General features: G+C 64.9%; 12 protein-coding genes and 1 tRNA gene. 8 read left to right on the top strand and 5 right to left on the bottom strand.

All coding sequences use genetic code 11. The features are described from left to right. Window positions 1–72: 72 nt before the first annotated feature. The gene (locus D9V29_RS03295) at window positions 73–576 is read right to left on the bottom strand and encodes a universal stress protein (RefSeq protein ID WP_121671898.1); all 504 of its coding nucleotides are present in this window, start codon (window positions 574–576) and stop codon (window positions 73–75) included. Between the two features lie 103 nt (window positions 577–679). Between D9V29_RS03295 and D9V29_RS03290 the strand changes: the two genes are divergently transcribed. From D9V29_RS03290 to D9V29_RS03265, 6 genes are all read left to right on the top strand, one after another. Further along, window positions 680–1,420, top strand: a complete 741-nt coding sequence (locus D9V29_RS03290; RefSeq protein WP_121672032.1) for an HAD family hydrolase — start codon at window positions 680–682, stop codon at window positions 1,418–1,420. 23 nt (window positions 1,421–1,443) lie between these two features. Continuing rightward, on the top strand, window positions 1,444–3,894 hold the full coding sequence (locus D9V29_RS03285; RefSeq protein WP_121671897.1) for a glycoside hydrolase family 65 protein: 2,451 nt from the start codon (window positions 1,444–1,446) through the stop codon (window positions 3,892–3,894). Between the two features lie 104 nt (window positions 3,895–3,998). After that, on the top strand, window positions 3,999–4,391 hold the full coding sequence (locus D9V29_RS03280) for a hypothetical protein (protein WP_121671896.1): 393 nt from the start codon (window positions 3,999–4,001) through the stop codon (window positions 4,389–4,391). 150 nt (window positions 4,392–4,541) lie between these two features. After that, complete coding sequence (locus D9V29_RS03275; RefSeq protein WP_121671895.1) at window positions 4,542–5,621, top strand: sugar ABC transporter substrate-binding protein; 1,080 nt, start codon at window positions 4,542–4,544, stop codon at window positions 5,619–5,621. A gap of 90 nt (window positions 5,622–5,711) precedes the next feature. Further along, window positions 5,712–6,464: an ATP-binding cassette domain-containing protein gene (locus tag D9V29_RS03270; RefSeq protein WP_121671894.1), complete on the top strand. Its 753-nt coding sequence runs from the start codon at window positions 5,712–5,714 to the stop codon at window positions 6,462–6,464. Beyond that, complete coding sequence (locus tag D9V29_RS03265) at window positions 6,461–7,741, top strand: sugar ABC transporter permease (RefSeq protein ID WP_121671893.1); 1,281 nt, start codon at window positions 6,461–6,463, stop codon at window positions 7,739–7,741. Before D9V29_RS03270 ends, D9V29_RS03265 begins: the two co-directional genes overlap by 4 nt. Before the next feature lie 204 nt (window positions 7,742–7,945). Here the strand turns inward: D9V29_RS03265 and D9V29_RS03255 are convergent. Next, window positions 7,946–8,016, bottom strand: a tRNA-Gly gene (locus tag D9V29_RS03255). A gap of 60 nt (window positions 8,017–8,076) precedes the next feature. Here D9V29_RS03255 and dcd point away from each other — a divergent pair. Together dcd and map are read left to right on the top strand one after the other, a co-directional pair. Then, on the top strand, window positions 8,077–8,682 hold the full coding sequence (gene dcd, locus D9V29_RS03250) for a dCTP deaminase (protein ID WP_121671892.1): 606 nt from the start codon (window positions 8,077–8,079) through the stop codon (window positions 8,680–8,682). Between the two features lie 6 nt (window positions 8,683–8,688). Continuing rightward, window positions 8,689–9,465 carry a type I methionyl aminopeptidase gene (gene map, locus D9V29_RS03245; protein WP_121671891.1) on the top strand — a complete coding sequence of 259 codons (777 nt, stop codon included), beginning with the start codon at window positions 8,689–8,691 and terminating at the stop codon, window positions 9,463–9,465. 3 nt (window positions 9,466–9,468) lie between these two features. On the opposite strand, the gene D9V29_RS03240 is transcribed toward map, so the two are convergent. From D9V29_RS03240 to D9V29_RS03230, 3 genes are all read right to left on the bottom strand, one after another. After that, a complete protein-coding gene (locus D9V29_RS03240; RefSeq protein ID WP_121671890.1) occupies window positions 9,469–10,266 on the bottom strand; it encodes an isocitrate lyase/PEP mutase family protein in 798 nt (265 codons plus the stop codon). Between the two features lie 76 nt (window positions 10,267–10,342). Then, window positions 10,343–11,092: an SDR family NAD(P)-dependent oxidoreductase gene (locus D9V29_RS03235; RefSeq protein ID WP_121671889.1), complete on the bottom strand. Its 750-nt coding sequence runs from the start codon at window positions 11,090–11,092 to the stop codon at window positions 10,343–10,345. 4 nt (window positions 11,093–11,096) lie between these two features. After that, the gene (locus D9V29_RS03230; RefSeq protein WP_121671888.1) at window positions 11,097–11,972 is read right to left on the bottom strand and encodes a fumarylacetoacetate hydrolase family protein; all 876 of its coding nucleotides are present in this window, start codon (window positions 11,970–11,972) and stop codon (window positions 11,097–11,099) included. Window positions 11,973–12,129: the final 157 nt, after the last annotated feature.

Genomic DNA, 12,129 nt, shown 5'->3' with positions numbered 1-12,129 from the left:
GAAAGCCATGACCCGCCGGGGCTTCCATTGCTCTCCACCCTGCCAGCGTATGGCATCGGCGGAGCGCCGGCTTCAGCGCGTTGTGGCGTTCCGGTCGGCGTCAAGTGCGTGCTGATTTTCGTTGTGCACGACGAGCACGGGGCAATGAGCGTGCGCCACGCACGCCGAACTGACCGAACCGACCAGCAGGCCCATGAACCCGCCGTGTCCGCGTGAGCCGAGCACGAGCATGTCGGCACCCACGCTGTGCCGGATAAGAGTTTTAGCGGGTATGCCTTCGAGCATCGACATCGTGAATCGATCCGGGCGGTCCGAACCGAACGCGGACTCCGCGGCATCCTGCAGCAACTTCTCGATCTCCTTCTCCGGCGTCCAGTCGGACTCTGGGTGGTAGAAGTCGTACGACGAGTGAGCCCGTTGCCACACCGCGACGGCTTCGAGCGACGTGCCGAGGGCAGCCGCCAATCGGCGGGCTGTGCGGAGGGCTCTCACCGAGGACTCGGATCCGTCGACCCCGACAACGATCCGGTTTTCGGCCCCGTTCGAGGCGGTTGCAGGAGAACTGGCGTCCGTCATTCTCACAGTATCCTCGGTGCAACCTGAGAACCCAACAACATTCGATGGGTGCCGTAGAGTCAACCGCAAGCTTTCGCCCGCTACTCACTTTTCGGGGGTTCTTCTGAACGACTACACGCCTGCTCCGGTCAGCCTTGACGGCTTCTCCGCAGTCCTCTTCGACCTTGATGGAGTGCTCACTCCGACCGCCGACCTGCATCGCTACGCGTGGCAGTCCATGTTCACCGAGGTCTTCGCCGAGAAGGGCGTGGTGAGGCCGTACACCGACGACGACTACTTCGAACATCTTGACGGCAAGCGCAGGTACGACGGCGTGGCCAGCATGCTCGCATCCCGTGGCATCGTCCTTCCGCTTGGATCGCCGGATGATCCACCGACCGCCGACACGGTCATGGGCATCGGCAACCGCAAGAACGATTATTTCTCGCGGGCTCTGGAAGAGCGCGGCATCCTCCCTTACGAGGGCTCAGTGCAACTTGTGAACGTCCTGCAGGAGAAGCGGATGCCGATGGGCGTCGTCTCGAGTTCGAAGAACGCCACCTGGGTACTCACCGCCGCGGGACTGATCGACCGTTTTCCGGTCATCGTCGATGGTCTCGTAGCTGCGGAGCAGTCCCTCGCCAGCAAACCGGCTCCGGATATGTTCCTGCATGCTGCTCGGTCCATGAACCTGGACCCGGCGGACATCGTTGTCTTCGAAGACGCCATCTCGGGAGTCGCCGCTGCGAGGGCGGGCGACTTCGGACTCGTGATCGGCGTCGACCGCGGAGCCGGACACGAGGCGCTCCTCGAAGCAGGGGCAGACGCCGTCGTCGATGACCTTGCCGTCTTCGTCACCCATTGACCCACGTCACCAGAGGATCCGAGATGAACCGAGACCGTTTTCCCGTTGACCCATGGCGTTTGGTCGAGACGCATTTCGACGCCGAGACGCTCGGCCTGACAGAATCCCTGTTCGCCGTCGGCAACGGTTTCCTCGGTATGAGGGGAAACGCCGCCGAAGGGCGGACGGCGCACGAGCACGGCACCTATGTGAACGGCCTGCACGAGACGTGGAAGATTCGCCACGCCGAAGAGGCGTACGGCTTCGCCGAGGTCGGCCAGACCATGGTGAACGCGCCGGACAGCAAGGTGATGAGGCTTTACGTCGACGACGAGCCCCTGCTGCTCGATGACGCCGACGTGCTCAGCTACGAGCGCAGTCTCGACTTCCGCGAAGGCGTTCTGCGGCGGGAACTGCTCTGGCTGACACCGTCAGGAAAACGCGTCAAGGTGACGGCCACCCGCATGATCTCCTTCCCGGAGCGACACCTCGCCGTGTTGAGCCTCGACGTCACCGTGCTGGACGCAGACGCACCACTGGTCATTTCCTGTCAGATTCTCAACCGACAGGACGGTGAGGACGACTATGAAGGTGCCGGGGATTCCGGCGAAGAACTCAACGACCCCCGAACGGCGGGGCGGGTGTCCGAGCGGGTGTTCCTTCCACAAGAGCACTGGCAGGACGGCGAACGCAGCGTGCTCAGTTTCGAGGTCGCGAACTCGAAGATGGCTCTCGCTGTCGCCGCGGACCACCTCATCGAAACCTCGAACGACTACACGGTCGAACACCACATCGACGGGAACACGGCGAAGAACGTCTTCGCCGTCGACGCACGTCAAGGCGAGCCGGTGCGTGTTACCAAGGTCATCAGCTATCACAGCTCGCGCCGCGCGCCCGCTCGTGAACTCATCGACCGCTGCCGCCGCACTCTCGACCGGATTCGTTCGGCTGGGGTTCCCGAGCAGTACTCCAAGCAACGCGACTGGCTCGCGGACTTCTGGGAACGGTCCGACGTCGAGATTCCCGGGCACGACGACGTGCAACAAGCGGTGCGCTGGAATCTGTTCCAGCTCGCGCAGGCCTCGGCCAGAGCCGACGGGCTCGGAGTTCCGGCGAAGGGCGTCACCGGCAACGGATACAGCGGGCACTACTTCTGGGACACCGAAATCTATGTCGTCCCCTTCCTCGCGTACACGAGCCCGCTCTGGGCGAGGAACGCGTTGCGGATCCGGGAACAGATGCTGCCGGCAGCACGGGACAGGGCGAGAAAGCTCAACGAAGCGGGCGCCCTCTTTCCCTGGCGGACGATCAACGGGGAGGAGGCATCCGCCCACTATGCGGCCGGCACCGCGCAGTACCACATCAACGCAGACGTCACCTATGCGCTCGCGAAGTTCATCGACGCGACCGGCGACCTCGACTTCCTCTGCAATGGCGCCGTCGACATCGCCGTGGAGACCGCCCGCATGTGGACGACGCTCGGCTTCTGGCGCAGCAACGGCGACGACCGATTCGAGATCCACGGCGTCACTGGCCCTGACGAGTACACCACCGTCGTCAACAACAACCTGTTCACCAACGTCATGGCGCGGTTCAACCTCCGGTACGCGGCGCAGACGGTGCGAATGATCCAGCACGAACGCCCGACCGCATACGCGAGGATGGTCGAACGTCTGGGATTCACCGAGACGGAACTCGAGGACTGGGACCGGGCAGCGGATGCCATGACCATTCCCTATTCGGAGTCGCTGCAGATCCACCCACAGGACTCGGCCTTCCTCGAACGGGAGGTGTGGGACCTTGCGGCAACGCCGGACGACCGGAAGCCGCTCATGCTGCACTTCCATCCCCTCGTGATCTACCGGTTCCAGGTGCTCAAACAGGCGGATGTCGTGCTCGCGCTCTTCCTGCAGGGCGATGAATTCACCCTCGAAGAGAAGCTCGCCGACTTCGACTACTACGACCCGCTGACGACAAGCGACTCGAGCCTGTCGAAGATCGTGCAGTCGATCATCGCCGCGGAAGTCGGTTACCAGGACCTCGCTCTCAAATACTTCCTCGACACGGTCTATGTCGATCTTGAGGATCGGCATGGCAACACCGCGGACGGAGTTCACGTGGCGGCGTCAGGCGGAGTGTGGAACTCTCTCGTCTCCGGGTTCGGCGGCATGCGCGACCACGACGGTCTCCTCACATTCGACCCGCGACTGCCCGTTTCGTGGCCAGAGCTTCGCTACCGGCTGACCTGGCGTGGAACACGGATGCTCGTCGTCCTGACCGCGCCGAGCATGCGGGTGACGATCATCGACGGCGACGGACCCGTCAGCTTCGAGGTGCGGGGAGAGCGGTTCGAGGCGCAACGGGGTCAGGAGCTGGTCATCCCACTCGGCGATCAGGGACCGGTCCGGGCGGGTGCCCCCGTGCAGAAACGACGCAACCGACGCGACGACGGGAGCATCATGGAGCCGGCGGCCACTGTCTTTGCGGAAGAGTGACCCCGACCAGGCAGCTTGTCAATACCGGGCGAGAACCGCACGGCTCCCTTAGCTTGGAACTGATCGGGTCGACCGGAGCAGGATAAGAGATTGGGACCGAAGCAATGGGAAAACTGTACGCACTGATCCTCGGAATCGTGCTCGGCGGTCACGGGCTCGTCGGGTTGTTCATCGAGGGAGACCGGTTGATGGGGATCCTCAACGTGGACACTCTCGTGGACGTGATCTACCTCGTGAGCGCTGCGCTGCTTTTCCTCGTCGCGTTCACCAGGAGCTCGCCGCTGATGATCCGCGGCGTACTGTTTTCGGTCGGTGGTGTCCTTCTCCTTCTCGGAGTCCTGGGGCTCCTCGACAACAGGGTGTTCGGATTGCTGCCGACAGGCCTGACGCTCGTTGACTTCTTCCTGCTCTTCGGCGCAGGAGGTCTGACCCTCATCTTCTCGGTGCTGCCGAGCACTCCGGAACCGCTCACGACCGCGAACGCGCCCCTCAACTAGCGCCGGCGAGCGTGAGCGGCCGAAACTTTCGGGTTGCGTGACGCAAACGTTATCTTCTTGAACATGAGGATCGGTCATCCTTGTTGTGCCGCGCCAAAGCCGACGGGGCACCGCGAGGGGTAGACCTCGTTTTTCGAGAAGGAGTAAGCCATGAGGCATTCCTCAAGAATCTCCGCCGTTGCGCTCGCAGGAGTATCGGCCATGCTGCTCGCCGGTTGTGCGAGCGGCGGCGGCGGTGGAGGGAACGGCGGAGATGGAGGCGGCGGCGATGCCGAAGCCACCCGCGCGTGCGTCATCCTCCCCGACGCCGCGTCATCGCCGCGCTGGGAAAACAACGACCGGCCATATCTCGAGGAAGGGCTGGAAGCCGCCGGATTCGAGATCGACATCCAGAATGCAGGTGGCGACACGAACAAGTACGCCACCATCGCGGACCAGCAGCTCACCAAGGGCTGCGGCGTGATGCTCCTCGTCGACTACAACGGGGCCGGCGCGGCCGTCGCTGAAAAGGCAAAGGGCGAGGGGATCCCGGTGATCGCCTACGACCGCCCGATCGAGGGTGCCGATTACTACGTCTCATTCGACAACGTCGAGGTCGGGCGTCTCGAGGGACAGTCGATCGTCGACGGGCTTACTGCCGCGGGCAAGGATCCCGCCGAGGCAGTAGTCGTCTACATGGGCGGCGACCCGGCAGACGGTAACGCCAAAATGTTCCACGACGGTGCTGTCGAGGTGATGGAAGCCGCGGGAATCACGCCGGCGGCGGAACCACCCGGGATCTGGGATGGCGACAAATCGGCGACCAATTTCGAGCAGGCTCTGACCTCACTCGGCGGAACTGTCGACGCTGTCTGGGCGGCGAACGACACGAACGCGGCCGGCGTCATCACGGTTCTCGACAAGAACGGGCTCACTGTTCCGGTTTCCGGTCAGGATGCCTCCATCGCGGGACTTCAGAACGTGTTGCTCGGAAAGCAGACCGCGACGGTCTACAAGCCGATCAAGGAAGAAGCGGATGCCGCGATCGAGCTGGCGGTTGCGCTTCTCGAAGGGGAGACCCCCGAGGCCGACCAGGAGCTCGAGGACGGGACGCCGTACATCGCTGTCACCCCCATCCTCGTCGGACCTGAAGAGGTCAAGACGGTGGTCGATGCCGGCGATGCGGATGCCGCAGAGCTGTGCGAGGGCGAAGTGGCCGCTGCCTGCGAAGAGCAGGGAATCAGCGGGTAGTCACCATCACGTATGGTCCGGGTCGGGTCCTCGCGGCGCGGCCCGGACCACGCGCGTCTCAGTGGCATCGGCAGGAGGAAGGAACCGGACATGGACGTACCGCTCATTGAACTGTCAGGCGTTGTGAAGAGTTTTGGCCCCGTGAGCGTGCTCAAAGGGGTCGGGCTCAAGGCCTACCCCGGCAAGGTCACCGCCCTCGTCGGCGATAACGGCGCGGGTAAGTCAACACTCATCAAGGGGCTTGCCGGGGTGCAGCCCTATGACGCCGGAACGGTGCTCTTCGACGGTGAGGAGGTGACGCTGCACTCGCCCCGCGACGCCGCCAGGCTCGGTATCGAGGTGGTCTATCAGGACCTCGCGCTCTGCGACAACCTCGACATCGTCCAGAACATGTTCCTCGGCCGCGAGGAGACCCGCTTCGGAACGTTCGATGAGGGGCGGATGGAGCGCGACGCATCCGACACTCTCCGTTCCCTGTCCGTTCGCACCGTGAAGTCCGTGCGGCAGAAGGTCTCATCGCTGTCCGGCGGTCAACGCCAGACCGTGGCGATCGCTCGCGCTGTGCTCAAGAAGGCGCGCGTCGTCATTCTCGACGAACCGACCGCGGCGCTCGGTGTCGCGCAGACGGAACAGGTGCTCAATCTCGTCAAGCGCCTCGCCGAACAGGGGGTCGCGGTGATCATCATCAGCCACAACCTCGTCGACCTGTTCGCCGTCGCCGACCACATCAACGTCTTGTACCTCGGCCAGATGGTGGCGTCGCTCGAGACCTCCGAGACGACGAGCGATGAGGTCGTCGGCTACATCACCGGCACCAAAATCCCGGCGGGAGCAACGCCATGAGCGCTCAGCAGGCGGTCCCGACGTCGGAGGCAGCCCCCGCACCGATCGTCACCGACCAGATCGGAAGCGGGCTCGAGGGCGGTGTCGGCGATCAGGTTCGCGGCTGGCTCTCGCGCGTTCGCGGCGGCGAGATGGGGGCGCTGCCGGCCATCGGCGGTTTCGTTGGCCTCAGCATCCTGTTCTCGATCCTCAGCCCCGTCTTCCTCACCGAGCGGAACTTCGCGAACCTCATGACCCAGGCGGCGACCCTCGTCATGCTCGGCATGGCGCTCGTCTTCGTCATCCTCCTCGGGGAGATCGACCTTTCCGCCGGCGTGACGGCGGGCGTGACCATGTGTATCTTCATCGTTCTCGTGAACGTCCACGGGTTCAACTGGGTCCTCGCTCTCGGTATTGCTTTCGCCACCGGGATGGCGATCGGCACGTTCATCGGTTTCTTCGTGTCGAGAGTGGGGATACCGTCGTTCGTCGTCACCCTCGGCCTGTTCCTCGGTCTCCAGGGAGTGTCGCTCGTCATCATCGGTGCAGGCGGCCTGTACCGGGTGCAGATCCCCGAGATTCTCGCGATCCAGAACCGCAACATGCCGCCGTGGGCCGGCTGGCTCATGCTCGGCGTCATTCTTGCTGTGTCAGCAGGCACTTCCTTCTGGGACCGTGCCCGGCGGGCCCGTGCCGGAGTGCTCAATCGCACGATCACCCTTGTCTGGATCAAACTCGGTGTCATCGCCGTCCTCGGCGGTGCCGTCGTTTTCATCCTCAACCAGGACCGCGGGCAGTCCATCCGTGCCGTGCAAGGCGTACCCATCGTCGTGCCGATCGTGTTGCTCATCCTCTGGGGCGGAACATTCGTGCTCGACCGGACCAGGTTCGGGCGGAACATCTACGCGATCGGCGGCAACGCCGAAGCCGCACGGCGCGCCGGCATCAAGGTCGTGATGGTGCGGTGGGTCGCGTTCATCATCTGCTCGACGCTCGCCGTCGTTGCCGGACTGTTCTCGATCAGCAAGGTCGGCTCCGTGGATGCCGCTGCGGGGCGTGATCTCGTTCTGAGCGGTGTCGCTGCTGCCGTCGTCGGTGGAGTGAGCCTGTTCGGTGGCCGGGGTCGTCTTCTGCATGCCGCGGTCGGGGCTCTGGTGATCGCGGTGATCACAAACGGGCTCGGCCTGCTCAACCTTCCGGCCGGGGTGAACTACGCGGTCACGGGCGGTGTCCTCATCCTGGCGGCAACGGTCGATGCGATCTCGCGCAAACGGGGTGGAGCTGTCGTCCGAACGTGACGGGGGCTGACTGCCCGCGGCGCTACAACTTCGCATGCAAGCCGCGGTGGCTCGCTCCCGTTGCTGAGCGAATCGGTGCGCGAATTCTGCAGCGTGACATCGATCGACGCATCCGGGGGTTCGCGCGGGGGTGCGAAGATCCCGTCGTGCTGTCGGCGGTGGCAGCCTGAGGTGCTGATCCAGAGGAAGCGCCTGTACGAAGAGAGCGGATGACGGGAATCGAACCCGCGCTATCAGCTTGGGAAGCTGAAGTTCTGCCATTGAACTACATCCGCACGTGTCGCCTCGGGCGACCGTCGCCATACTATCAAGCCCGGCCCTTATAAGCTGACCTCGTGCTTCTCTCCGACCGCGACATCAAAGCAGAACTGGCCTCCGGACGCATCGGCCTCGAGCCGTCGCATACCGATATGGTCCAGCCATCGAGCGTCGACGTGCGCCTCGACCGCTACTTCCGTCTGTTCGACAACCACAAGTATCCGTACATCGACCCGGCCGAAGACCAGCCCGAACTGACCCGCCTGATCGAGGCGAAGCCGGACGAGCCGTTTATTCTGCACCCGGGCGAGTTCGTGCTCGGCTCCACCTACGAACAGGTGACCCTGCCGGATGACGTCGCAGCCCGGCTCGAAGGCAAGAGCTCGCTGGGGCGGCTCGGCCTGCTCACCCACTCCACCGCCGGGTTCATCGACCCCGGCTTCAGCGGACACGTGACCCTCGAACTCAGCAACGTTGCCACCCTGCCGATCAAACTGTGGCCGGGAATGAAGATCGGCCAGCTCTGCTTCTTCCAGCTGAGCTCGGCCGCCGAGAAACCATACGGCTCCGCCGAATACAGCTCCCGCTACCAGGGCCAGCGCGGCCCGACGGCATCCCGCTCGTTCCAGAACTTCCACCGCACCGATGTCGGTGTCCTCGACGCCGGGCGCGCCGGAAACTAACGCCACATGATCGAAATTCTGAACCCCGCCGAATTGACCCAGGCGAAACGCACGGGCAGCGTCGTCGCGCACATTCTCCAGACGATCAAGGACCGCACGACGGTCGGCACGAACCTCCTCGACATCGACCGCTGGGCACAGGAAATGATCGCCGATGCGGGAGCTGAGTCCTGCTACGTCGACTACGCTCCCTCGTTTGGTCGCGGCCCGTTCGGCCACTACATCTGCACGGCCGTCAACGACGCCGTCCTTCACGGGCTTCCGCATGACTACGCGCTCGCTGACGGAGATCTTCTGACGCTCGACCTCGCCGTGCTGACCGGAGGAGTCGCCGCGGACTCAGCCGTGAGCTTCCTCGTGGGCAACTCCAGGCCCGCCGCGAGTGTCGCGATGATCGATGCGACCGAGCGAGCGCTGGAGGCGGGCATCGCCGCAGCCCGGCCGGGGGCGCGCATCGGCGATATCTCCCACGCCATCGGCTCCGTTCTCAGCGAGGCGGGGTACCCGATCAACATGGAGTTCGGCGGGCACGGCATCGGATCGACGATGCACCAGGACCCGCACGTCGCCAATGACGGGCGGCCGGGCCGCGGATACAAGCTGCGCCCGGGTCTGCTCCTCGCCCTCGAGCCGTGGGTGATGGAAGACACGTCGGTCCTCGTCACGGATGCCGACGGCTGGACACTCCGGAGCGCGACCGGTGCTCGCACCGCACACAGCGAGCACACGATCGCGATCACCGACGATGGTGCAGAAATCCTCACCCTGCGACAGGGTGCCTGAGAGCTACAGCTCGAACTTAAAGCTCAGGTCCTCGGGGTAGTCGCCCAGGGCGGTGAGAGTGGTCGCCGCCCGCTGCAGCGCAGCGAGGGCGAGACCCATCGTCTGCGGTCCGAAGCTGACCCGCGAGATGCCCAGTTCGGCAAGCTTCTTCAGCGGAACTCCGCCGGCGGAACCGATGGTCGAGAGCCGTCCGTTCACCTCGTCGAGCGCTCGCTTGACCGTGTCTTCGTTGACGAGCCCGAGGAAGAAGATGACGTCGGCCCCGGCGTCGAGGTACGCGTTGGCGCGAGTGACCGCGTCTTCCCACGTCCCTCCGCCGGCCAGCGTGTCCACGCGCGCGTTGATGACGAGCGGGATGCCGGTGGCGTCACCGGCAGCGCGGGCGGCGGCCACACGGGCGGCCGCGTCATCGATGCTGCGCTGACCACCTGTCGCTGCTTCGAGCGAATCCTCGATGTTGATGCCGACGGCACCGGATTCCTCGATGAGGCGACGGACATTGGCGCCGACGCCGGCGGCATCCGTCGCGTAGCCCTTCTCGAAGTCGACAGACAACGGCAGATCGGTGGCTCGGGCGATGAGGGTGGCGGCGTGGATCGCCTGGTCGACGCTGAGGCCCTCGTTGTCGGGCACGCCGTGGGCGAACGAGACCGAGTGTGAGGCGCTCGCGAGCGCCTGGACGCCGGGTGCTTCCGAGACGATTTTGGCGCTGATCGCGTCCCACACGTTGGTGACGATCAGGGGGTTCCCCGGGGCGTGGAGTCGGTTGAGGAGTTCAGCCTTCTGTAATTGAGATGTCATCGCCCCAGTCTGGGGTGCGCACAGGCTCGCTGACCAGACCGTGCGAGGGTGGTCGATTCCTGCTACGCCGCGCCGTTCACTCGGGGCGGAGCCGCAATTCCTGCATCCCGCCGTCGACGGCGATCGCGGTGCCGGTCGTTGAGCCCGAGCGCGGACTGGCGAGGTAGGCGACAGCATCCGCAACCTCCTGGGGGGAGACGAGGCGGCCGTGCGGTTGACGTGCGTTGAGGGCGGCGCGCTCGGCCTCGGGGTCGTCGGCACTGTCGAGCAGACGTGCTACCCAGGGGGTGTCGGCCGTTCCCGGGTTGACGGCATTGACGCGGATGCCCTCACGCAAGTGATCGGCGGCCATCGCGCGGGTCAGCGAGAGGACCGCCCCCTTCGACGCGGTGTAGAGGGCACGCGCCGGGAGGCCTGCGGTCGCGGCTATCGAAGATGTGTTGACGATGGCGGCGGACGGGGACTGCCGCAGCCAGGGCAGAGCGGCGCTCGACACCCGCGCGATCCCGGTGACGTTGATGCTGAATACCCGGGCCCACTCGTCGTCGTCGTTGTCGGCGATTGTTCCCTGGGCACCGATGCCCGCGTTGTTGACGACGACGTCGATCCGGCCGAACTTCTCCGCGACGGTCGCGATTGCTGCGTCCACCGACGCGCGGTCCGCGACGTTCGCTTCGAGTGCGAAGTGGGCGGGGTCTGCGTCGGCGGGATTGAGGTCGAGCACGGCAACCCGTGCCCCGCCCTCAGCCAGTCGAGCGGCGATGGCTGCGCCGATTCCGGACGCACCGCCGGTCACGACGGCGACGAGGTTGTCGAACTCTGGCATGGGTCTACTCCTTTGTGGCTGCGCGGTCGTCGGCGTGCGCCGTGAACACCTGGCGCTGGCGCCCGAGTCCCTCGATCTCGACCTCGACCACGTCACCGTCGGCAAGGTACGGGAACCGCCCCGAGAGCGCGACACCCTCAGGGGTTCCGGTGAGAACGAGGTCCCCCGGCTCGAGAGCGAGGTACTGGCTGAGGTGCCAGATGATGTACTCGACACTGAAGATCAGGTCGGCGGTCGAGGAGTCCTGTCGAGGTTCGCCGTTCACGAAACTCGTGAGGCGAACGTCGGCCGCGTTCACCTCATCCGGCGTGACGAGCCAGGGCCCGGTCGGGTTGAACCCGGGCGCGCACTTGCCCTTCGACCACTGCCCGCCCGAGACCTCGAGTTGGAACGTGCGCTCCGAAACGTCGTTGGCGGTGACGAATCCGGCGATGTGGCCTGCGGCGTCTTCGGGGGAGTCGAGGTAGGAGGCGCGCGTGCCGATGACGACGCCGAGCTCGACCTCCCAGTCGGTTTTGGTGCTGCCCCGCGGGATCTCGACGGAATCGTTCGGGCCGACAACGGTGTTCGGCGTCTTCATGAACATGATCGGGATCTCCGGTGGCAGAGAGCCGGACTCGGCGGCGTGAGCGGCGTAGTTCATGCCGATGCAGATCACCGCGCTCGGGCGCGCGATCGGGGCCCCGATCCGCAACTCATCGGCACCGGCGAGAGGCGTGAGGGTGCCGGCATCGAGCGCCGCTCGCACGTCAGCCACGCCGGACGATGACAGGAAGGCACCGTCGATGTCGGTTGTGATCGACGAGATGTCGAACCAGGTGCCGCCGGATTCGACGACGGGAGATTCGGAGCCGACCGGCCCCAGTCTGGCGAACTTCATGCGGCAACTTCCTGTCTCTGATCCGGTGTGATGCAACAGCAGCACCGGGAACATCTGAACTATCGGGCCGACCTATCACGCGTCTAACGCAAGATTGGCGAACCCCGGTGTGATTGACATTCTATACATCGGATGTTTAGTGTGAGCTATTCCAACC

This window comes from Mycetocola manganoxydans (assembly GCF_003667545.1).
Lineage (GTDB): Bacteria > Actinomycetota > Actinomycetes > Actinomycetales > Microbacteriaceae > Mycetocola_A > Mycetocola_A manganoxydans.
The sequence above is the reverse complement of the archived record's forward strand: the minus strand, read 5'-3'. Positions and strand labels throughout refer to the sequence as shown.